Raw genomic sequence first — 21,470 nt, forward strand, 5'->3', positions numbered from 1 at the left:
GTTTCGTTTCGGTGGATGGACCCAATCCCTAGCCGGGACGGAGCGGCCGTTTGAGCGTGCAGACCATGCTCCATTCGAAATACAGCTCGCCGTCCTTGTCGTAGCCTTTGAAGTGGTGGGCGACCTGAGTGCGTTGCACCGAGGAGTTCACAATCTCCCAGCCCTGTTCCCCGTAGGCCTTCGACAGTTCGGCGACCTCCTCGACGACAGCTTGCAGGGACTCATTCGTGCGGTAGATGAAATTGCTCTCCCACCGCTGCGGGTACCACTGACCGTCGGATGCCAGCCACCACCCGGGCCCGGGCGAAGGGGTGCTGGTAGGAGCGCTCATGCCCGGCGATCTTAGGGCGCCGCGCGCGCGTCAAAGCGATCTCCTAGTTAATTCTGAGGTAATTCCGTCGACGTCCCGCCGGCGGTCTTCTATAAATATTCGGCATTCCCGCGGCCCGTTGGTTTGGAGCATCGCCGCGCGCAAATGATCCGTGATTTCGCCGCTGAATTGGGCGCAGAAACTGTCGCGTGGTCTTCGCGCGTTCAGCCGACCTGCTTCAGCGTGTAGTGAGCATTCGTGCGGCTGGGGTCATCTGCGAGCCGCTTCACCTCTTGGCGGATCGGATCCACGGCGCCGCCGAATACGCCGGGGCAGCCGTCGGGGCATCGGACTTCCCACCACGAGTCCGACGGGTGTTGCGGCCACGCCGCGAGCATTCCGCCTCTCGGCTGATAGCCGATCTCGGCTGCAAACTTTCTGAGGTTGCCGACGTGGTGTTGTGCCGGGCAGAAGAGCGCCATGTCGATGCCGAGGTTGTCTGGTTCGTTCATGGCCGCCATTCTCGCCTCTTCTCGCGTCGCCGAGGCTGCCTTTCCGGCGCCCCGTACTGGATTTCGTCGATAGCGGCCGTCATGCCTGGATATCGGGGGCTTGCTGAGGATACATACAGTATGTATCTTCATGCATACCGTATGTATCTAATGAAGGGATGGATCGTATGACCCTCGCGCTGAGGGCTATCGAAGAAGACCGCAAAGTCATGTTGGCGTTGTGCCCGCAGATTCCGAAGGCGCTGTGGGCCAAGGAAAGTGGGTGCCCAGGCTGGTCGGTGCAGGACCTCGTGTCCCACATGGCATGCAGCTTCTGGCTGGCCGTCGACCCGACCAACCTGCCCGATCCGGATGGTCTGCCCGCCGAACGCGCGGCGGACCTCTACGTCGAATCGCGCCGCTCGATGACCCCCGAAGAAGTTGTGGCCGACTATGAGCAGGTCAGCCTGAGGGGTCTGGAGATGCTGGCTGCCGTCGCGGATCAGGACTTCGAAGTCCCACTGGGTGACGTCGGCACCTATCCCGCTTCGATGGTGCCGGCCGCCTTCGCCTTCGAGGCCTTCATCCATATCCGCTACGACCTGTTCTCCCCGGATGGGCCCTTGGTTGGGGACCCGCCGCCTGCCGACGAGTTACGGCTTGCCCCGACGCTTGACTGGATCGCCGCGTCGTTGCCGCAACAGAATGCGAGCCTCCTTGACGCGATAGGGAATGCTGTCGAGGTTCGCCTGGATGGATTGTGCTCGCGAACGCTGCGCATTGGTGACGGCGCCGAGGTCGCCGCCCACATCACTTCCGATTCCTTGGCATTCGTGCGGTGGGTGACTCAGCGGGGCACCTGGGAGGAGCTGGGGGTGCGGGCCGAAGGGGATCTGTCGACGCTCGAAACGATCCGCAAGCTCCGGGTCTTTTGACCGGCGGCGCGTCCGTCGCTAGATGCCGTCTGCATCGGAAGCATGCGGTATGTATGAACCGTGGGCCCGATGCAGGAAAAGCGTCGCACGCAGGCCGAACGCGCAGCCGACACCCGTGATGCGCTGATTGCCGCCGCCCGGCCCTTGTTCGCATCCCCGGGCTTCGCCGACGTCTCAATGGAAGCGATCGTCCGCGACGCCGGTGTAACCCGCGGAGCCCTCTACCACCATTTCGCCGACAAGACGGAATTGTTCGCCGCGGTCTTCGAGAAAGTCGAGGGCGAAATGGCCGCACGGATGGGCGAGACGATCGCCGCCTCAGGCGAGACTGACCCCATCGAAATCATGCGCTTGGGCTCGGCCTTCTGGCTGGACGCCTGCGCTGCCCCCGAGGTCCGACGCATCGTCCTGATGGATGCCCCTGCGGTGCTGGGGTGGGAACGCTGGAGCGAGATCGGGCAGCGCTACAACATCGGACTGGTGAAGGCTCTGATCACCGAGGCCATCGAGTCCAAAAGCATCCCGCCGCAGCCGGTTGAGGCGACGGCGCTGACATTGCTGGGCGCGCTTCGCGAGGCAACTCTCTACATCGCGCGCGCAGACGATCGGCGGCAAGCGCGAGACGACGCCGGAGCGGTGATCGACCGGCTGGTCGATTCCCTGCGCGCTGTTGCACCACGTAAGCGCCGCGGTCAGCCCGCGGCGAGATCGTGACAGAGTCACTCACGTAGTTGATGGGTGGCGGGCGCGATTCCAACGTGCAACCCAGGGATTAGCAGCCGTCGCCACCCCGGCGCTCATTGCAAGTCGAGAGCCATCGGTAGCGGCAAACCTGGCCGGGCCTCGGCTGACGCTTTCGTCGGCTGCCATCAGTTCTTGAGGCTGTGCTGTCGCGGCGTGACGACGATCACGTCCGCAGCCGAGTATCGCCCGGGTTAGTCACTTGACTACACGTCGAAGCTGTGGTGTAGTCAAGTGACTAACCCGGGCTAGAGTTGGCGCCCACAACCCAAGGAGAACCGACCATGACCACAGCCCGATCGCGGGACCTCGCAGCCCCCAACGGGGCCACCTGCGTCGACGAATGGGAGAGCTTCGGGGCGGCCTTCAGGGTGTTCGACGGACCGGAGTGGAGGATCAAGCACGTCACCGACCACGGCCGATGCGCCGACATCGAGGACATCGTGGTGTCGGTCATCGGGCGGCAGTACGTGGATGGGCGCGCCGAGCGCAAGATCATCATCGACGGCGCTCACACCCCGGTCATCACGTCGAGCGAAGCGCGCAAGCTGGGCAGCGCGTTGATCGCCGCCGCAGACGCCGCGGACGAGTGACTTGCGGGCCGCAAAAATCCCAGTGCCCCCGGCACGACTCGAACGTGCGACCTAGGGATTAGAAGGCCCTTGCTCTATCCACCTGAGCTACGGAGGCAATGTGCAGGTCAGTCTATCGAACGCGACACGCCGAAAGACTGGCTGAACGCGACGCGCCCGAAAAGTCTTCCGCCGCCGTACTTATCGGTTATGGTGTGAGACCTCGACACACGCACAACACCGGTTGATCATCAGCCGTTAACCGCAACGAAGCGTGTGCATAGCCGTCGAGGGGTGCGTTGTTATGAGCGTGGCCTTGAACTTGACTTCGCGCTGCTCGGAGGCCGGCGCGCAGGCGCTGCGACTGGCGGCTGACGCCAGGGACACGTACCGCGCAGGTGCGCTGTTGCTGCGCGGCTCGCCGTTCGCGGTCGGCTGGTTTGCCGGCTGGCTCTCCACCGAATTTCCCCCGCACGTGGTGACGGGGCACGCGTTGTCCCGGGTATCGCAACCCGCCATCGGCCGCGTCGGTACCTCGTGGGCCGCGCAGAAAGCCGACCAAGCCCTCACCGCCGCGCTCGTCGAGTGCTTCGGGCCGGACTTTCGTGGTCTTGTTCGCCACCCGGCCTATGTCCAGTCCGAGGGTGCGCCGCGCGGCGGGCTGCTGCGCAGGCCGGGGCCGCACCGCCGGTACGCCGCGGAGACGTCCGACATCTCCTACGGTCCCGGCGGCAGCGAACACCTGCTGGACATCTGGCGGCGTCACGACCTGGCGCCCGGCCGGCGCGCGCCGGTGCTGATTCAGGTCCCCGGCGGGGCGTGGTCGGTCAACGGCAAACGCCATCAGGCCTACACGCTGATGAGCCACATGGTCGAGCTCGGCTGGATCTGCGTCTCGATCAACTACAGCAAGAGCCCACGCTGCACATTTCCCACGCACCTCATCGACGTGAAGAGGGCGATCGCATGGGTCCGCGAGAACATCGCCGACTACGGCGGTGATCCCGAGTTCATCGCGATCACCGGTGGGTCCGCGGGCGGTCACCTGGCGTCGCTCGCCGCGCTCACCCCGAACGATCCGACTTTCCAGCCCGGCTTCGAGGACGCGGACACCACCGTCCAGGCCGTCGCGCCCTATTACGGCGTCTACGACTTCACCGACTTCGAGAACATGCACGAGATGATGCTGCCGTTCCTTGAGCACTTCGTGCTCAAGTCCCGCTACAGCGAGAACCCTGAGCGCTTCAGGGCGGCGTCGCCGATCACCTACGCGCACAGCGAGGCCCCGCCGTTCTTCGTGCTGCATGGTGAGAAAGACGAACTGATTCCCACCGGCCAGGCTCGGGTCTTCTGCGCGGCGCTACGGGATGCCGGGGCCGCCACGGTGGGCTACGCCGAACTCGCCAACGCGCACCACGCATTCGACATCACACCGACGGTGCGGTCGCGGTTGGCCGCCGGGGCCGTCGCCGACTTCCTGGGCATCGTCTACGGCGGCCGCGGCGGCTCGCTGGCGGGTTCGTTGCCGCTGTCGGCGACTTCGGCCAGCTGAGCAGGGGCCGCTTTGCTGCCTTGATGCCGACTGGATCGCGCCTTTCACCAGCGCGGCAAGCCGACTAGCGTGGGTTGGGCAATCCGGTTTGCGGGTCCCAGACAGGAGGCTTGGTCAGCGGTGACAACGTTGGCGCGTCGAGTTCGCGATCATGGCTGAGTCGGTCGAGGCCATTCAATTGGCCGACGAGCTCGGGCCGGTGGACTATCTGATGCATCGGGGGGAGGCGAACCCCCGGACCCGGTCCGGGATCATGGCGCTCGAACTCCTCGACACCACACCGGACTGGGATCGGTTCCGGACCCGATTCGAAAACGCCTCCCGGCGGGTGCGCCGGTTGCGCCAGAAGGTTGTCGTACCGACGTTGCCGACGGCGTCACCGCGCTGGGTCGTCGATCCCGACTTCAACCTCGACTTCCACGTGCGACGGGTGCGGGTGTCCGGGTCAGGCACGCTGCGCGAGGTGTTCGACCTGGCGGAGGTGATCCTGCAGTCGCCGATGGACATCTCGCGGCCGCTGTGGACCGCCACGCTGGTGGAAGGCCTGGCCGAGGGCCGGGCCGCGACGCTGCTGCACGTCAGCCACGCGGTCACCGATGGCGTTGGCGGCGTCGAGATGTTCGCCGAAATCTACGACCTCGAGCGGGAGCCGCCGGCCAGGCCGACGCCGCCGCAACCCGTTCCGCAGGACTTGACGCCCAATGACCTGATGCGCCAAGGCATCAACCGCCTGCCCCTGGCGATCGTCAACGGCGTCGTGGGCGCCGTGTCCGGGGTGGTGTCGGCGGCCGGCAAGGCGGTGCTGGACCCGGTTTCCACCGTCGGCGGAGTGGTCGGCTATGCCATGTCGGGCGTGCGGGTGATGAACCGCGCCGCCGAGCCGTCGCCGCTGCTGCGCCGGCGCAGCCTCGCCACGCGCACCGAAGCGATCGACATTCCGCTTTCCGACCTGCACCGGGCCGCGAAAGCCGGTGGGGGATCGATCAACGACGCCTACCTGGCCGGCCTGTCGGGCGCCCTGCGCCGCTACCATGTCGCCCTCGGCGTGCCCATCAGCACGCTGCCGATGGCCGTGCCGGTGAGCCTGCGTGCAGACGCCGACACGGCCGGCGGCAACCGCTTCACCGGTGTCAACCTGGCTGCGCCGCTGGGCACCGCCGATCCGGTCGCCCGGATGAAGAAGATCCGCGCCCAGATGACGCAGCGCCGCGACGAGCCCGCGATGAATATCATCGGTTCCATCGCCCCGGTGCTCAGCGTGCTGCCCACGCCGGTGCTGGAGGGGATCACCGGCTCGGTGATCGGCTCCGACGTGCAGGCCAGCAACGTCCCGGTCTATCCCGGGGACACCTACATCGCCGGCGCAAAGGTCTTGCGGCAGTATGGCATCGGCCCGCTGCCCGGGGTGGCGATGATGGTGGTGCTGATCTCCCGGGGCGGGTGGTGCACGATCACCGTGCGTTACGACCGGGCCTCGGTGCGAAACGAGCCGCTGTTCGCCCAGTGCCTGCTGGAGGGCTTCGACGAGATCCTGGCGCTGGCGGGTGATCCGGCGCCGCGCGCGGTGCCCGCCTCGTTCACAGAGCCGGCCGTCTCCGCGCGATCGGTGGCGAGCTCATGAGCACCTCGCAAGAGCCGGCCAAAAACGTTGGCGCGCAAAAGAAACCGGAAGGCGACATGCGGTTGCCCGGCTCGGTCGCCGAGATCATGGCCAGCCCGCCCGGGCCGAAGATCGGCGCGTTTTTCGACCTGGACGGCACGCTGGTCGCCGGGTTCACCGCCGTCATCCTGACCCAGGAGCGGCTGCTGCGCCGCGACATGGGGGTGGGTGAGCTGCTCGGCATGGTTCAGGCCGGCCTGAGCCACACCCTGGGGCGCATCGAGTTCGAAGACCTCATCGGCAAGGCCGCCGCGGCGCTGGCCGGGCGGCTGCTGGACGACCTGGAGGAGATCGGCGAGCGGCTCTTCGTGCAACGGATCGAGTCGCGGATCTACCCCGAGATGCGCGAGTTGGTGCGCGCGCACGTGGCCCGCGGCCACACCGTGGTGCTGAGCTCGTCGGCGCTGACCATTCAGGTCAACCCGGTCGCGCGCTTCCTCGGGATCTCCAACATGCTCACCAACAAGTTCGAGACCAACGAGGACGGGATACTCACCGGCGGTGTGCAGAAGCCGATCCTGTGGGGGCCGGGCAAAGCCGCTGCCGTGCAACGATTTGCCGCCGAGCACGGCATCGACCTCAAGGACAGCTACTTCTACGCCGACGGCGACGAGGACGTCGCCCTGATGTATCTGGTCGGCAATCCACGGCCGACCAACCCCGAGGGAAAGATGGCCGCGGTGGCCAAGCGCCGCGGCTGGCCGATCCTGAGATTCGAGAGCCGGGGTCGGCTCGGCCTGCAGCGGCAGTTGCGAACCCTCGCGGGCTTCAGTTCGATGTTCCCGGTCGCCGCCGGCGCCGTCGGCATCGGAGTGCTGACCCGCAGCCGTCGGCGCGGCGTGAACTTCTTCACCTCCACCTTCTCCCAGTTGTCGCTGGCGATCGCCGGGGTGCAGCTCAACGTCATCGGCCAGGAGAACCTGACCGCGCAGCGGCCGGCGGTCTTTATCTTCAACCACCGCAACCAGGTTGACCCCGTAATCGCGGGCGCGCTGGTGCGCGACAACTGGGTCGGCGTCGGCAAGAAGGAACTGCAGAAAGACCCGATCATGGGAACGCTCGGCAAGCTGGTCGACACCGTGTTCATCGACCGAGACGATCCGGTCGCCGCGGTCGAGACGATGCACACGGTCGAGGACCGGGCCCGCAACGGGCTCTCCATCGTGATCGCGCCGGAGGGCACCCGGGTCGACACCACCGAAGTGGGGCCGTTCAAGAAGGGGCCCTTCCGCATCGCGATGGCGGTGGGAATCCCGATCGTCCCGATCGTCATCCGCAACGCCGAGATCGTCGCCGCGCGAAACTCCACCGTCATCAACCCCGGCACGGTCGACGTCGCGGTGTTCCCGCCAATTCCCGTCGACGACTGGACCGTTGAGAATCTGCCTGACCATATCGCCGAGGTGCGCCAGCTCTACCTGGACACGCTGGCCAACTGGCCCGTCGAGGAACTGCCCGAGGTCGATCTGTACGCCGAGAAGAAGGCGGCGAAAAAGGCCCAGGCGCCGGCGAAGAAGTCGGCCGCCAAGAAGGCTGCCGCGAAAAAGGCGCCCGCCAAGAAGGCCGCGAAAAAGGCTGCGCCCAAGGCAAAGCCGGCGAAGGCGAACCCGAACGAGTCTCAGGTGGCGCTCAAAGACGGTGAGGCGCAACGGCCCGGCGGGCAGGGAACCGTCAGCGGCGAGTCGCCGGGTGCCGCGCCGAGAGGGCGGCAGTGACCAAACCGGCCGCGGATATCAGCGCCGTCGTCGCCGCACAAGACTCGCTGATATTGGCGTCCATGGCCTCTCCGGTCGAGCGGGAGCTGGTCATGGCGTGGGTGGATCAGGAGCGTGCCGGCAACCCCGACGCGACGTTCGAGGTGTTGGCGCTGCCCGAAGAAAACGCGCCGCCCACGGCGCTGCCCGAGCTGGTTGAGCGGCTCGAGTCCGAATCCAACGACGACCGCTCGGTCGTTCCCGTGCGGGTGTTCTGGCTGCCGGCCGCCAATCGTGGTCGGGTCGCCAAGCTCGCCGGGCTGCTTCCGGGCCAGGATCCCTACCACCCCAACCCACGTCAGCAGCGGCACATCATCCGCAATGACCCGCTACGCGCGCGGGTGGTGGCCGGCGAGCCGGCGAAGGTCTCCGAATTGCGCCAGCAGTGGCGCGACACCACCGTCGGCGAAGACAGACACGACTTCGCGCACTTCGTCACCCGCCGGGCCATCTTGGCGCTGGAACGCGCCGAATACCGGATCCTGGGGCCGCAGTACAAGTCGCCGCGGCTGGTCAAGCCAGAGATCCTGGCCTCCACGCGTTTTCGCGCCGGCCTGAAAAAGATCCCGGGCGCCACCGTCGAGGAAGCCGGCAAGATGCTCGACGAACTGTCCACCGGGTGGAGCCGGGTGTCCGTCGACCTGGTCGGGGTCCTGGGTAGGGCGCTCAGCCGCGGATTCGACCCCCAGATCGACTATGACGAATACCAGGTGGCCGCGATGCGCACCGCGCTGGAAACCCATCCCGCCGTGCTGCTGTTTTCGCACCGGTCCTACATCGACGGCGCGGTGGTGCCGGTGGCGATGCAGGAGAACCGGTTACCTCCGGTGCACATGTTCGCCGGCATCAACCTGTCCTTCGGGGTGATGGGTCCGCTGCTGCGCCGTGCCGGGACGATCTTCATCCGCCGCAACATCGGTGACGACCCGCTCTACAAGTACGTCCTGCGCGAATACGTCGGCTACATCGTCGAGAAGCGGTTCAACCTGAGCTGGTCGATCGAGGGCACCCGCTCGCGCACCGGAAAGATGTTGCCGCCCAAGCTCGGTCTGCTCTCGTACGTCGCCGACGCGTACCTGGACGGCCGCAGCGAAGACATCTTGTTGCAGCCGGTGTCGATCGGCTTCGACCAGCTGCACGAAACCGCCGAGTACGCCGCCTACGCCCGCGGCGGCGAGAAGACACCGGAGGGCGTCGTCTGGCTCTACAACTTCATCAAGGCTCAGGGCGAGCGCAACTACGGCAAGATCTATGTGCGCTTCCCCGAAGCGGTCTCGATGCGGCAGTACCTCGGTCCGCCGCACGGGGCACGCGCGCTGGATGAGGGCGCCAAACGCCTTGCGCTGCAGAAGATGTCGTTTGAGGTCGCGTGGCGGATCCTGCAGGCTACGCCGGTGACCGCGACGGGATTGGTGTGCGCGCTGCTGCTCACCACGCGGGGCGCGGCGTTGACGCTCGGTCAGCTGCACCACACCCTGCAGGACTCGCTGGATTATCTGGAGCGCAAGCAGACCCCGATGTCGACGAGCGCCCTGCGGTTGCGCCGGCGCGACGGGGTGCTCGCCGCGGTCGACACGTTGTCCAACGGACACCCGATCACCCGCGTCGACGGTGGCCGGGAGCCGGTGTGGCGAATCGCGCCCGAGCAGCAGCACGCCGCGGCGTTCTACCGAAACTCCTTGATCCACGCCTTTTTAGAGACCTCGCTCGTGGAGCTTGCGCTGGCGCATGCCCGGCGCGTCACCGATCCTGATGGCGATCGGATCGCGGCGTTCTGGGCGCAGGCGATGCGGTTGCGGGATCTGCTGAAGTTCGATTTCTATTTCGCCGACTCGGCGGCGTTCCGGGACCACATCGCCGAAGAGATGGCGTGGCACGACGACTGGGAGGCGCACGTCACCGCTGGCGGTGACGACATCCACGCGATGCTGTTCGCCAAGCGCCCGTTGATGGCGGAAGCCATGTTGCGGGTGTTCTTCGAGGCGTACGAGATCGTCGCCGACGTGTTGCGCGACGCGCCGGCCGATGTCGGGCCCAAGGAGCTGAGCGAGTCGGCGCTCGGGGTGGGCCGGCAATACGTCGCGCAGACCAGGGTCCGCAGCAGCGAATCGGTATCGACGCTGCTGTTCGCCACCGCGTATCAGGTCGTCGTCGATCAGGATCTGGTCGCGCCGGCCCCCGACCTCGCCGAACGGCGGACCGCTTTCCGCCAGGAGCTGCGCGACATCCTCGAGGATTCCGAGTACGTCGGCCGGATCGCGCGCGAGCAGTTCATCGCCCGGGAGGCCCGCGCGCGCCGGGAGCGGCTGGACGGCCAAGCTCGGTAGTTGGCAGCGCCCAATACGCTGGGTGCATGACCGTTGACCGGCCGGTGGCTACCCGCGCAGCGCGGGTGTGGCCGGTGCTGATCGGCGTCGCGATGCTTGCGGGCTGCACGGCCGCGGGGATCGGGGCGCTCTCGTTGGCCGGCGCGCTGACCGCCACGGGGTTGCCCGACCCCGGCCCGGCCACCACGCTGGGGCTGCCGTTCGTCCGCGCGGTGGGGGAGATCGCCGCGGTGCTGGCCGTCGGGTCGTTCCTGTTCGCGGCGTTTCTGGTGCCGCCGCAGGGCAGCGGCGTCCTCGATGTCGGTGGCTATCGCGCGCTTCGCCTCGGGACGGTCGCGTCGGGGGTTTGGGCGGTGTGCGCCGCCCTGCTCGTCCCGCTGACCATCTCGGACGTGTCCGGTCACCGCTTGGGCGACCTCGACCCGGGCACCGTCTGGTCGCTGGCCGGCTTGGTCAACACCGCCTCGGCCTGGCGCTGGACCGCGATCCTGGCGGCGGTCGTCACCGTGGCGAGCCTGTCGGTGCTGCGCTGGTCGTGGACGCCGCTGCTGCTGGCCGGATCGCTGGTGACGCTGGCTCCGCTCGGGCTAACCGGTCATTCGTCGGCCGGTGGTTCGCACGACTTTGCCACCAACAGCCTGCTGATCCACCTTGTCGCCGCCAGTGTGTGGGCCGGCGGCCTGCTCGCCCTGCTCGCCCACGGGCTGCGCGGCGGTGACCACCTGGGCCTGGCGGCACGACGGTTCTCGACCGTCGCGCTGTGGTGCTGGGTGGCGATGGCGATCAGCGGAGTGGTCAACGCCCTGGTGCGGGTGCTGCCGTCCGATCTGTTGACGACCGGGTACGGGCGGCTGGTCGTCGCCAAATTCGTCGCGCTGTGCGCGCTGGGCACACTCGGCTGGCGCCAGCGACGCTCGGGAGTGGTTGCGCTGCAAGGCGATCCGAGTTCGCCGCGAGCGCGCCGGCTCCTGATCAGGCTCGCCCTGATCGAGGCCGCGGTCTTCGGCCTAACGTTCGGCATTGCCGTCGGGCTTGGCCGCACCGCGCCGCCACCGCCCCCGGCCCGGCTGCCCACTATCCCGGAAGCCGAGATCGGCTACGACTTTGACGGACCTCCCACCGCGGTCCGCATCCTGCTCGACTGGCGCTTCGACCTGATCTTCGGCACCGCCGCGATCGTGTTCGCCGCGCTGTACGTGGCGGCCGTTCTGAGGTTGCGCCGCCGCGGCGATCACTGGCCGCCGGGGCGGACGGTGTCCTGGCTGCTGGGCTGCCTGACGTTGCTGTTCGTGACCTCGTCGGGTGTCGGTCGCTACATGCCGGCGATGTTCAGCATGCACATGGTCGCGCACATGGGCCTGTCGATGCTGGTCCCGATCCTGCTGGTGCTGGGTGCCCCAGTCACCCTGGCGTTGCGGGCGCTGCCCGCCGCCGGCCGCGACGACCCGCCCGGCATGCGGGAGTGGCTGCTGGCCGCGCTGCACAGCCACGTGTCGCGGTTCTTGACCAACCCCGTGGTCGCGACGGTGCTTTTCGTCGCCGGCTTTTACGGGCTGTATCTCTCGAACCTTTTCGACACCACAGTGAGCAGTCACGCCGGGCACCTGGCGATGAACGTGCACTTCCTGCTCAGCGGCTACCTGTTCTATTGGGTCGTCATCGGGGTGGACCCGACGCCGCGTCCCATCCCGCCGCTGGCCAAGGTCGGCGTGGTGTTCGCCTCGCTGCCGCTGCACGCCTTCTTCGGGGTGGTGTTGATGGGCTGGCGGAAGGTGCTCGGCGCCGACTACTACCGCTCACTCGGTTTGAGCTGGCACACCGATTTGCTGGGAGATCAGCGATTGGGCGGTGGAATCGCCTGGGCCGCAGGCGAAGTGCCGCTCGTGATCGTCATGATCGCGCTGCTCGTGCAGTGGGCGCGCAGCGACAAGCGCACCGCCCGGCGGCTGGACCGGGCGGCCGATCTGGACGACGACTCCGAGCTGGCCGCCTATAACGCGATGCTGGCCGAGCTGGCGCGGCGCGAAAAACCCGGTAGCGCGCGTCCGCGAGCGTAACGCCACGGCGATATCCGTGGCGAATTTCGCAGTGAGGTTACGCTCGCGGGCCTTCCGCCGAGATCGCGTGGCATCCGCCCGGCTAGCTGTAGTGATACCGGGTCTGCAGGATCTGCAGGTCATCGCCGACAACGCGGTAGACCAGTCGGTGCTCTTGGGTAATCCGTCGAGACCAAGCGCCGACGAGCCCGTATTTCAACGGTTCCGGCTTGCCGATGCCTTCCTGCGGCGACCGGCAAGCGTCGGCGATGAGCTTGTTGATCCGCTTGAGCACCGCACGGTCGGCGGTCTGCCAGTGTAGGTAGTCCTCCCACGCCTGAGGCGAGAAGACGATGTTCACTCGGCGAGATCGGCCCGGATTCCGCGACCCCGATCCAGGGCGTCAGCGGCGTCGAGAAGCCGGCGGGCGTTCGCCGGGGACTGGAACAGGTACGCCGTCTCCTGCCATGCTTCCCAGTCGTCCGCGGACATCAGCACGGCGCGACCCGCCTTCGACGTGATCTCAACCGGCATCCGGTCGGCATTCACCTTCTCAATCAAAGGAAACAGGTTCTTGCGCGCCTCGCTCGCAGTGATCGCCACCGAGGTCCTCCTTGCTAGTGGTACAAGATATGGTACCACTCGTCTGGCTGGCGTCGGGAAGAGTCGCGCAACCGACGCGCGGACTTATCCACAGTCGCGGTTTTCTCCACAGAGGTGGACGAGCGCGGGCCGCTAGCGGCATCTTTGCGTGCGGTCAGTCGGTAGTGCCGGGGTCAATGGTCACCACAGAGCGAAATGCAATCGAGAAAGGGAAATGACCCCATGTTTGAAACACCGCTTACGGTCGTCGGCCACATCGTCAACAACCCCGAACGCCGCCAGGTCGGCACCCAGGAGGTCATCAAGTTCCGCGTCGCCAGCAACTCCCGGCGGCGCGCAGCCGACGGCGGCTGGGAGGCAGGCAACTCGCTGTTCATCAACGTCAATTGCTGGGGCAAATTGGTCACCGGCGTCGGCGCCGCGTTGGGCAAGGGCGCGCCGGTGATCGTCGTGGGCCACGTCTACACCAGCGAGTACGAGGACCGCGACGGCAATCGCCGCTCATCGCTCGAGATGCGGGCGACCTCCGTCGGGCCGGACGTTTCGCGCGCGATCGTGCGCATCGAGAGGCCGGGCTACACCGGGCCGACCACCGCGGATGCCCCGCCGTCCACGACGCCAGCGGCCGATGCCGCCGGCGAGGACACCGATGCCGATGACGGCGTCGAGTCCGACGATTCGGCAGTGCTGCCGCTGACGGCTTAGCTGCGGGATCGGCGCCGCCGCGCGATGCCTAGGATGGTCCGCGAGATCTCTCTCAAAGACCAGAAAGGCAAAACCGCGGCATGGCTGAGTTCATCTACACGATGAAGAAGGTCCGCAAGGCGCACGGCGACAAGGTGATCCTGGACGACGTCACGTTGAGCTTCTTCCCGGGCGCCAAGATCGGTGTCGTCGGCCCCAACGGCGCCGGCAAGTCGAGCGTCTTGCGGATCATGGCCGGCCTGGACAAACCCAACAACGGCGAGGCATTCCTGGCCACCGGCGCCAGCGTCGGCATCCTGCAGCAGGAGCCGCCGCTGAACGAGGAAAAGACGGTCCGCGGCAACGTCGAAGAGGGCCTGGGCGACATCAAGGTCAAGCTCGACCGCTTCAACGAGGTGGCCGAACTGATGGCCACCGACTACTCCGACGAGCTGATGGAGGAGATGGGCCGGCTGCAGGAGGAGCTGGACCACGCCGACGCGTGGGACCTCGACTCCCAGCTGGAGCAGGCGATGGACGCGCTGCGCTGCCCGCCGCCCGACGAGCCGGTCACCAACCTGTCCGGCGGTGAGCGGCGCCGCGTGGCGCTGTGCAAGCTGCTGCTGTCCAAACCGGACCTGTTGCTGCTCGACGAGCCGACCAACCACCTGGACGCCGAGAGTGTGCAGTGGCTCGAACAGCACCTGGCCGCGTACGCGGGGGCGATCCTGGCGGTGACCCACGACCGCTACTTCCTGGACAACGTCGCCGAGTGGATCCTCGAGCTCGACCGCGGTCGCGCGTATCCCTACGAGGGCAACTACTCGACCTATCTGGAGAAGAAGGCCGAGCGGATCGCCGTGCAGGGCCGCAAGGACGCCAAGCTGCAGAAGCGGCTGACCGAGGAGCTGGCCTGGGTCCGCTCCGGCGCCAAGGCGCGCCAGGCCAAGAGCAAGGCACGCCTGCAGCGCTACGAAGAGATGGCCGCCGAGGCGGAGAAGACTCGCAAGCTCGACTTCGAGGAGATCCAGATCCCGGTGGGTCCGCGGCTGGGCAACGTGGTCGTCGAGGTCGACCACCTCGACAAGGGCTACGACGGGCGCACCCTGATCAAGGACCTGTCGTTCACGCTGCCGCGCAACGGCATCGTCGGCGTCATCGGCCCCAACGGGGTCGGCAAGACCACGCTGTTCAAGACCATCGTCGGCCTCGAGCAGCCGGACAGCGGCACGGTCAAGGTCGGCGACACCGTCAAGCTCAGCTACGTGGACCAGACCCGCGCCGGCATCGATCCGAAGAAGACGGTGTGGGAAGTGGTCTCCGACGGGCTGGACTACATCGAGGTCGGCCAGAACGAGATCCCGTCCCGGGCCTACGTGTCGGCGTTCGGTTTCAAGGGGCCGGACCAGCAGAAGCCGGCGGGCGTGCTGTCCGGCGGTGAGCGCAACCGGCTGAACCTGGCGCTCACGTTGAAGGAGGGCGGCAACCTCATCCTGCTGGACGAGCCGACCAACGACCTCGACGTCGAGACGCTGAGCTCGCTGGAGAACGCGCTGGAGAAGTTCCCCGGCTGCGCGGTGGTGATCAGCCACGACCGCTGGTTCCTCGACCGCACGTGCACGCACATCCTGGCGTGGGAAGGCGACGAGGACAACGAGGCGAAGTGGTTCTGGTTCGAGGGCAACTTCGGCGCGTACGAGGAGAACAAGGTGGAACGCCTCGGAGTCGACGCCGCCAGGCCGCACCGAGTGACCCACCGCAAGCTGACGCGCGACTAATGTCAGGGCTGCCGGCGCCCCGCGGAAAAGCGGGGTACCGGTGGGCAATGGCGTCCGTCGCGAGTTGGGAGCAATCGGCATGACGATCGATCCCGGTGCTAAGCAGGATCTCAAGCCGTGGACCACGTTCACCACGCGTGACGACATTCCCGACTGGATCGCCAATGCCTACATCGAGAGCTATCGCGGTCCTCGTGGTGACGAACCGGGAGCCCTGGACGCCGGCGTACCCGGTCCCGTCGACCCCGCGGCGATGGTGACCCCCGCCATGCTGCGCGCGCACTATCGCCTGGCCGAGTGCCGATCGCAGGGCAGGAGCTGTGTCTGTGTGCACGGGGCCGACGATCCCGACGGATTCGGGCCCGCCCTGCAGGTCGTGACTGACCACGGCAGCATGCTGTTGGACTCCGTCACGGTGCTGCTGCACCGGCTGGGCGTCGCCTACGCCGGCATTATGACCCCGGTGTTCGACGTGCACCGCGACTCGGCCGGCGAGCTGCTCAGCGTCGAACCGAAACCACCCGGCAAATCGCAATACGACGGCGAGGCGTGGATCTACGTCCCGCTGTCGCCGTCCGTCGACAGCAAGGTCCTCGCCGAGGTGGAACGGCTGCTGCCCAAGGTGCTGGCCGACGTCGAGCAGGTCGCCACCGACGCCGCCTCGATGATCAGTGCCCTGAGCGAGCTGGCCGAGGCCGTCCACACCAACGCCGACGACCGATTCTCGGCGCCGGACCGCGAGGACGTCGCCCAGCTGCTGCGCTGGCTGGGCAACGGAAACTTCCTGTTGCTGGGCTATCAACGCGCGCGGGTGCACGACAACGTGGTCTCCGCCGACGGCGCGACCGGCCTCGGGGTCCTGCGCAGCCGCACCGGTTCGCGCCCCCGACTGACCGACGAAGACCACCTGCTGGTCCTGGCCCAATCCGTGGTCGGCAGCTACCTGCGCTACGGCGCCTACCCGTACGCGATCGCGGTTCGCGAATACGCGGACGACGGCCAGGGCGGCAGAGCGGTCTTCGAGCACCGCTTCGTCGGACTCTTCACGGTCGCCGCCATGAACGCCGACGTCCTGGACATCCCGACGGTCTCGAGCCGGGTCCGCGAGGCGCTCGCGATGGCCGACGGCGACCCCATCCACCCGGGCCAGTTGCTGCTCGACGTCATCCAGACCGTGCCGCGCTCGGAGCTGTTCACGCTCAGCGCCGAACGGCTCCTGACGATGGCCAAAGCGGTGGTGGACCTGGGATCGCAGCGGCGCGCATTGCTGTTCCTGCGCGCCGACCGCCTGCAGTACTTCGTCTCCTGCCTGGTCTATGTGCCCCGCGATCGCTACACCACCCCGGTGCGCCTGCAGATCGAGGACATCCTGGTCCACGAATTCGGCGGCACACGACTGGAATTCACCGCGCGCGTCAGCGAGTCACCTTGGGCGCTCATGCATTTCATGGTCCGGCTGCCCGAGGACACGCCGACCGTCGACGTGTCGGAAGCCAACCGCATCCGGATCCAGGGGCTGCTCAGCGAAGCCGCGCGCACCTGGGGCGACCGCCTGATCGCCGCCGCGGCCGAAGTCTCCGACGGGCCCGTGTCGCACGCCGACTCCGAGCACTACGCCGCCGCCTTCTCCGAGGTCTACAAGCAGGCCGTCGCGCCCGACGATGCCATCGAGCACATCGCGATCATCAAAGAGCTGTCCGATGATTCGGTCAAGCTGGTGTTCTCCGAGCGCGGCGAGGACGCGGCCGCCCAGCTGACCTGGTTCGTCGGCGGTCACACCGCCTCGTTGAGCCAGCTGTTGCCGATGCTGCAGAGCATGGGCGTCGTGGTGCTCGAGGAGCGCCCGTTCACCGTCACGCGGCAGGACGGGCTGGCCGTGTGGATCTACCAGTTCAAGATCCAGCCGCACCCGACGATCCCGCTGGCGACGACGGCGGCCGAACGGGAGTCCACCGCGGAGCGATTCGCCGACGCCGTCACCGCCATCTGGCAGGGCCGCGTCGAGATCGACCGGTTCAACGAGCTGGTGATGCGCGCGCGGCTGACCTGGCAGCAGGTCGTGCTGCTGCGCGCCTACGCGAAATACCTTCGGCAGGCCGGCTTTCCGTACAGCCAGTCCCACATCGAATCGGTGCTGAGCGAGCATCCGTCCACCGTGCGGTCTCTCGTCACCCTGTTCGAGGCGCTCTTCGATCCGCGGGCGTCCGCTGCCAAGGGGTCGCCGACCGGTCGCGACGCACAAGCGGCCGCCGCCGCGGTCGCCGCGGACATCGACGCCGTGGTGGGCCTGGACACCGACCGCATCCTGCGCGCGTTCGCGTCGCTGGTGCAGGCCACGCTGCGAACCAACTACTTCGTGACCCGCGAGGGATCCGCCCGCGCCCGTAATGTGTTGGCGCTCAAGCTGGATGCGCAGCTGATCGACGAACTTCCGCTGCCGCGACCGAAATTCGAGATCTTCGTGTACTCGCCGCGGGTGGAGGGCGTGCACCTGCGGTTCGGCCCGGTGGCGCGCGGGGGCCTGCGCTGGTCCGATCGCCGCGACGACTTCCGCACCGAGATCCTGGGTTTGGTCAAGGCGCAGGCGGTGAAGAACGCCGTCATCGTGCCGGTCGGGGCCAAGGGCGGGTTCGTCGTCAAGCGGCCGCCACTGCCGTCGGGTGAGGCCGCCGCCGACCGCGACGCCACCCGCGCCGAGGGCGTCGCCTGCTATCAGCTGTTCATCTCCGGCCTGCTCGACGTCACCGACAACGTCGACCACGCAACGAAGAAGGTCAGCCCGCCGCCGGAGGTGATCCGGCGGGACGGCGACGACGCCTACCTGGTGGTGGCCGCGGACAAGGGGACCGCGACGTTCTCCGACATCGCCAACGACGTCGCCAAGTCCTACGGGTTCTGGCTGGGTGACGCGTTCGCGTCCGGCGGGTCGGTGGGCTACGACCACAAGGCCATGGGCATCACCGCCAAGGGCGCGTGGGAGGCCGTCAAACGCCATTTCCGCGAGATGGGCGTCGACACCCAGAATGAGGACTTCACGGTCGTCGGCGTCGGCGACATGAGCGGCGACGTGTTCGGCAACGGCATGCTGCTGAGCAAGCACATCAAGCTGCTCGCCGCCTTCGATCATCGGCACGTCTTCTTGGACCCGGACCCCGACCCGGCGGCGTCGTGGCAGGAACGGCGGCGGATGTTCGACCTGCCGCGATCCAGCTGGGACGACTACGACAAGTCGCTGATCAGTGAGGGCGGTGGGGTATACAACCGCGACCAGAAGGCCATCCCCATCAGCCCGCAGGTCCGCGAGGCGCTGGGCATCGACAGCGACGAAGTCACCGAGATGTCCCCGCCCAACCTGATCAGGGCGATCCTGCAGGCGCCCGTCGACCTGTTGTTCAACGGCGGCATCGGCACCTACATCAAGGCTGAATCCGAGTCCGACGCCGACGTCGGCGACCGCGCCAACGATCCGGTGCGCGTGAACGCAAACCAGGTGCGCGCCAAGGTCATTGGTGAGGGCGGCAACCTGGGGGTGACCGCGCTGGGCCGCGTCGAATTCGATCTGTCGGGCGGGCGGATCAACACCGACGCGATGGACAACTCCGCCGGCGTGGACTGTTCGGACCACGAGGTCAACATCAAGATCCTGATCGACTCGCTGGTCACCGCGGGCAAGGTCAAGGCCGAGGAGCGCAAGGAGCTGCTGGAGTCGATGACCGACGAGGTCGGGCGGCTGGTGCTGCTCGACAACGAGGACCAGAACGACCTGATCGGCACCAGCCGCGCCAACGCGGCCAGCCTGCTGCCCGTGCACGCGATGCAGATCAAGTACCTCGAAGACCGCGGCATCAACCGCGAGCTGGAGGCGCTGCCGTCGGAGAAGGAGATCCACCGGCGCATCGATGTCGGCATCGGGCTCACCTCTCCCGAGCTGTGCACGCTGATGGCGCACGTCAAGCTGGCGCTCAAGGAGGAGATGCTCACCACCGAACTGCCCGAGCAGGATGTCTTCGCATCCCGGCTGCCGCAATACTTTCCGACGCAGCTGCGCGAGCGGTTCACCCCGGAGATCCGCGGCCACCAGCTACGCCGGGAGATCGTCACCACCATGCTGATCAACGACCTGGTGGACGCCGCGGGCATCAGCTACGCGTTCCGGATCACCGAGGACGTCGGCGTCGGGCCGATCGACGCGGTGCGCACCTACGTCGCCACCGACGCCATCTTCGGCGTGAGCGAGATCTGGCGGCAGATCCGCGCGGCGAGCGTGCCCGTCGCGCTGTCGGACCGGCTCACGCTGGACACCCGACGGCTGATCGACCGCGCCGGACGCTGGCTGCTCAACTACCGGCCGCAGCCGTTGGCCGTCGGCGCCGAGATCAACCGGTTCGCCGCGAAGGTCAAGGAGCTGACGCCGCGGATGTCGGAGTGGCTGCGCGGCGACGACAAGGCCATCGTCGAAAAGGAAGCCGCCGAATTCGCCTCGCAGGGCGCACCGGAGGACTTGTCCTACATGGTGGCCGCCGGCCTGTACCGCTACAGCCTGCTGGACATCATCGACGTCGCGGACATCACCGAAATGGACAGCGCCGAAGTCGCCGACACCTATTTCGCCCTGATGGACCACCTGGGCACCGACGGCCTGCTGACGGCGGTTTCGGAGTTACCCCGCCACGATCGCTGGCAATCGTTGGCGCGCTTGGCGATTCGCGACGACATCTATGCGTCGCTGCGGTCGCTGTGCTTCGACGTGCTGGCCGTCGGCGAGCCCGACGAGAGCGGTGAAGAGAAGATCGGCGAGTGGGAACACATCAGCGCGTCGCGGGTGGAGCGGGCCCGTCGCACGCTGAGCGAGATCCAGGAAAGCGGGGCAAAGGATCTCGCGACGCTTTCGGTGGCCGCGCGGCAGATCCGCCGGATGACCCGCACCAGCGGCAGGGGATCGTCGAGTTGAGCGTTGGCTTCGTCGCGCCGGTGCCCGTGCGCTGGTCGGACATCGACATGTACCAGCACGTCAACCATGCCACCATGGTCACCATCCTCGAAGAGGCGCGGGTGCAGTTCCTCAAGGAACCCTTCGCCGCCGACGTCACGACCGTCGGGTTGCTGATCGCCGACGTGCGCGTCACCTACAAGAGCCAGCTGCGCCTGGCCGATTCGCCTCTGCAGGTGACGATTTGGACCAAACAGCACCGGACGGTCGACTTCACGCTCGGCTACGAGGTGCGCTCGGTCAACGCCGATCCGGCGTCCAAGCCCGCCGTCATCGCCGAGACGCAGCTGGCCGCGGTGCACATCGAGGAGCAGCGGCTGTTTCGGCTTTCACCCCAGCATCGGGAGTATCTGCAACGGTGGCTCAGGGAGTAAGCGGCGTAGCCGAGCGAGGTGTGTGGTTGCGTGACGCCACCCACCGCGGGGATCTCGCCACGTTCGTCGATCACGCGATGCGCCTCGACGACGCCGCGGTCATCCGGCTGCGGGCCCGATCCGCCGGACTGCTGACCGCTTGGGTGGCAACCGGTTTCGACGTGCTCGCGAGCCGGGTGGTGGTCGGCCGGGTGCGACCCGACGATTTGTCCGTCGCGGCGGACGGGCTGGCGCGCGGCCTTTCGGCGATGGACGCCGAGGGCTACGTCGATCCCGGCTACGCGATGGACTCCGCGTGGCGGGGGGCCCTGCCCCCCGAATCCGGCTTCATTCACCTCGACGACGTACCCGCCCGGGTGATGCTGGACCTCGCGCAGCGCGGCGCGCAACTCGCCAAGGAGCACAGCAGCTCTCATGGCCCCCCGGTGTCGCTGCTCGACCAGGAGGTCATCCGGGTCAGCTCGGCCGAGCTCAGCGTCGGCCTGCCGATGCGCTGCGTGTTCGCCTTGACCGCAATGGGTTTCCTGCCCCAATCACCCGATGCGATCGGCGCCGACGAGATGGTCCGGGTCCGGATCCTGCCGAACTGGCTGCGGGTCGACGCCAAGTTCGGCTCGGTGTACCGGCGCCGCACGCACGCGGCGCTGGTGCTGCACTGACGGG

Annotated in this window: 17 protein-coding genes and 1 tRNA gene; 13 read left to right on the forward strand and 5 right to left on the reverse strand. The window is 67.4% G+C overall.

Annotated features, from left to right (window positions below):
• Nucleotides 1-28 precede the first annotated feature (28 nt).
• Together AWB92_RS02400 and AWB92_RS02405 are read right to left on the reverse strand one after the other, a co-directional pair.
• Entirely contained in the window at nucleotides 29-331 is a 303-nt protein-coding gene (locus AWB92_RS02400) for a hypothetical protein (protein WP_068103984.1), read from the reverse strand.
• A gap of 203 nt (nucleotides 332-534) precedes the next feature.
• On the reverse strand, nucleotides 535-822 hold the full coding sequence (locus AWB92_RS02405; protein WP_142281907.1) for a hypothetical protein: 288 nt from the start codon (nucleotides 820-822) through the stop codon (nucleotides 535-537).
• 167 nt (nucleotides 823-989) lie between these two features.
• Here AWB92_RS02405 and AWB92_RS02410 point away from each other — a divergent pair, with 167 nt between their 5' ends.
• The 3 genes from AWB92_RS02410 (at nucleotide 990) to AWB92_RS02420 (ending at nucleotide 3,070) form a co-directional block, all read left to right on the forward strand.
• Entirely contained in the window at nucleotides 990-1,736 is a 747-nt protein-coding gene (locus AWB92_RS02410) for a maleylpyruvate isomerase family mycothiol-dependent enzyme (protein ID WP_085184073.1), read from the forward strand.
• A 69-nt stretch (nucleotides 1,737-1,805) separates the two neighbouring features.
• Nucleotides 1,806-2,450 (forward strand): TetR/AcrR family transcriptional regulator, encoded by a 645-nt coding sequence (locus tag AWB92_RS02415; RefSeq protein WP_085183896.1) that lies wholly within the window; start codon nucleotides 1,806-1,808, stop codon nucleotides 2,448-2,450.
• A 311-nt stretch (nucleotides 2,451-2,761) separates the two neighbouring features.
• Complete coding sequence (locus AWB92_RS02420) at nucleotides 2,762-3,070, forward strand: hypothetical protein (RefSeq protein WP_085183897.1); 309 nt, start codon at nucleotides 2,762-2,764, stop codon at nucleotides 3,068-3,070.
• Nucleotides 3,071-3,093: 23 nt separating this feature from the next.
• On the opposite strand, the gene AWB92_RS02425 is transcribed toward AWB92_RS02420, so the two are convergent.
• Nucleotides 3,094-3,167, reverse strand: a tRNA-Arg gene (locus AWB92_RS02425).
• 186 nt (nucleotides 3,168-3,353) lie between these two features.
• Here AWB92_RS02425 and AWB92_RS02430 point away from each other — a divergent pair.
• From AWB92_RS02430 to AWB92_RS02450, 5 genes are all read left to right on the forward strand, one after another.
• A complete protein-coding gene (locus AWB92_RS02430) occupies nucleotides 3,354-4,601 on the forward strand; it encodes an alpha/beta hydrolase (RefSeq protein ID WP_085183898.1) in 1,248 nt (415 codons plus the stop codon).
• 151 nt (nucleotides 4,602-4,752) lie between these two features.
• Complete coding sequence (locus AWB92_RS02435) at nucleotides 4,753-6,222, forward strand: wax ester/triacylglycerol synthase family O-acyltransferase (RefSeq protein WP_085183899.1); 1,470 nt, start codon at nucleotides 4,753-4,755, stop codon at nucleotides 6,220-6,222.
• Nucleotides 6,219-7,976 carry an HAD-IB family hydrolase/lysophospholipid acyltransferase family protein gene (locus AWB92_RS02440; protein ID WP_085183900.1) on the forward strand — a complete coding sequence of 586 codons (1,758 nt, stop codon included), beginning with the start codon at nucleotides 6,219-6,221 and terminating at the stop codon, nucleotides 7,974-7,976. The genes AWB92_RS02435 and AWB92_RS02440 overlap by 4 nt, the downstream gene beginning before the upstream one ends.
• Entirely contained in the window at nucleotides 7,973-10,342 is a 2,370-nt protein-coding gene (locus tag AWB92_RS02445; RefSeq protein ID WP_085183901.1) for a glycerol-3-phosphate 1-O-acyltransferase, read from the forward strand. Before AWB92_RS02440 ends, AWB92_RS02445 begins: the two co-directional genes overlap by 4 nt.
• A gap of 26 nt (nucleotides 10,343-10,368) precedes the next feature.
• Complete coding sequence (locus AWB92_RS02450) at nucleotides 10,369-12,399, forward strand: cytochrome c oxidase assembly protein (protein ID WP_085183902.1); 2,031 nt, start codon at nucleotides 10,369-10,371, stop codon at nucleotides 12,397-12,399.
• A gap of 82 nt (nucleotides 12,400-12,481) precedes the next feature.
• Here AWB92_RS02450 and AWB92_RS02455 read toward each other — a convergent pair whose 3' ends face one another.
• Together AWB92_RS02455 and AWB92_RS02460 are read right to left on the reverse strand one after the other, a co-directional pair.
• Entirely contained in the window at nucleotides 12,482-12,739 is a 258-nt protein-coding gene (locus AWB92_RS02455; protein WP_068137936.1) for a Txe/YoeB family addiction module toxin, read from the reverse strand.
• The gene (locus tag AWB92_RS02460) at nucleotides 12,736-12,981 is read right to left on the reverse strand and encodes a type II toxin-antitoxin system prevent-host-death family antitoxin (RefSeq protein WP_068104003.1); all 246 of its coding nucleotides are present in this window, start codon (nucleotides 12,979-12,981) and stop codon (nucleotides 12,736-12,738) included. Before AWB92_RS02460 ends, AWB92_RS02455 begins: the two co-directional genes overlap by 4 nt.
• A 222-nt stretch (nucleotides 12,982-13,203) precedes the next feature.
• Here AWB92_RS02460 and AWB92_RS02465 point away from each other — a divergent pair, with 222 nt between their 5' ends.
• From AWB92_RS02465 to AWB92_RS02485, 5 genes are all read left to right on the forward strand, one after another.
• A complete protein-coding gene (locus AWB92_RS02465) occupies nucleotides 13,204-13,686 on the forward strand; it encodes a single-stranded DNA-binding protein (protein ID WP_085183903.1) in 483 nt (160 codons plus the stop codon).
• 80 nt (nucleotides 13,687-13,766) lie between these two features.
• Complete coding sequence (ettA, locus tag AWB92_RS02470) at nucleotides 13,767-15,443, forward strand: energy-dependent translational throttle protein EttA (RefSeq protein ID WP_085183904.1); 1,677 nt, start codon at nucleotides 13,767-13,769, stop codon at nucleotides 15,441-15,443.
• 79 nt (nucleotides 15,444-15,522) lie between these two features.
• A complete protein-coding gene (locus AWB92_RS02475; protein WP_085183905.1) occupies nucleotides 15,523-20,394 on the forward strand; it encodes an NAD-glutamate dehydrogenase in 4,872 nt (1,623 codons plus the stop codon).
• Entirely contained in the window at nucleotides 20,391-20,807 is a 417-nt protein-coding gene (locus tag AWB92_RS02480; RefSeq protein WP_068178331.1) for a thioesterase family protein, read from the forward strand. The genes AWB92_RS02475 and AWB92_RS02480 overlap by 4 nt, the downstream gene beginning before the upstream one ends.
• The gene (locus AWB92_RS02485) at nucleotides 20,792-21,466 is read left to right on the forward strand and encodes a hypothetical protein (RefSeq protein ID WP_085183906.1); all 675 of its coding nucleotides are present in this window, start codon (nucleotides 20,792-20,794) and stop codon (nucleotides 21,464-21,466) included. The genes AWB92_RS02480 and AWB92_RS02485 overlap by 16 nt, the downstream gene beginning before the upstream one ends.
• Nucleotides 21,467-21,470: the final 4 nt, after the last annotated feature.

Source organism: Mycobacterium sp. IEC1808 (assembly GCF_002101935.1).
In the GTDB taxonomy this organism is placed as follows: Bacteria; Actinomycetota; Actinomycetes; order Mycobacteriales; family Mycobacteriaceae; genus Mycobacterium.

Bases quoted from the DNA above. Each gene is read 5' to 3' on its own strand.
- AWB92_RS02400 (WP_068103984.1), bottom strand. From the start codon at position 331: ATGAGCGCTCCTACCAGCACCCCTTCGCCCGGGCCCGGGTGGTGGCTG.
- AWB92_RS02405 (WP_142281907.1), bottom strand. From the start codon at position 822: ATGAACGAACCAGACAACCTCGGCATCGACATGGCGCTCTTCTGCCCG.
- AWB92_RS02410 (WP_085184073.1), top strand. From the start codon at position 990: ATGACCCTCGCGCTGAGGGCTATCGAAGAAGACCGCAAAGTCATGTTG.
- AWB92_RS02415 (WP_085183896.1), top strand. From the start codon at position 1,806: ATGCAGGAAAAGCGTCGCACGCAGGCCGAACGCGCAGCCGACACCCGT.
- AWB92_RS02420 (WP_085183897.1), top strand. From the start codon at position 2,762: ATGACCACAGCCCGATCGCGGGACCTCGCAGCCCCCAACGGGGCCACC.
- AWB92_RS02430 (WP_085183898.1), top strand. From the start codon at position 3,354: ATGAGCGTGGCCTTGAACTTGACTTCGCGCTGCTCGGAGGCCGGCGCG.
- AWB92_RS02435 (WP_085183899.1), top strand. From the start codon at position 4,753: ATGGCTGAGTCGGTCGAGGCCATTCAATTGGCCGACGAGCTCGGGCCG.
- AWB92_RS02440 (WP_085183900.1), top strand. From the start codon at position 6,219: ATGAGCACCTCGCAAGAGCCGGCCAAAAACGTTGGCGCGCAAAAGAAA.
- AWB92_RS02450 (WP_085183902.1), top strand. From the start codon at position 10,369: ATGACCGTTGACCGGCCGGTGGCTACCCGCGCAGCGCGGGTGTGGCCG.
- AWB92_RS02465 (WP_085183903.1), top strand. From the start codon at position 13,204: ATGTTTGAAACACCGCTTACGGTCGTCGGCCACATCGTCAACAACCCC.
- ettA (WP_085183904.1), top strand. From the start codon at position 13,767: ATGGCTGAGTTCATCTACACGATGAAGAAGGTCCGCAAGGCGCACGGC.
- AWB92_RS02475 (WP_085183905.1), top strand. From the start codon at position 15,523: ATGACGATCGATCCCGGTGCTAAGCAGGATCTCAAGCCGTGGACCACG.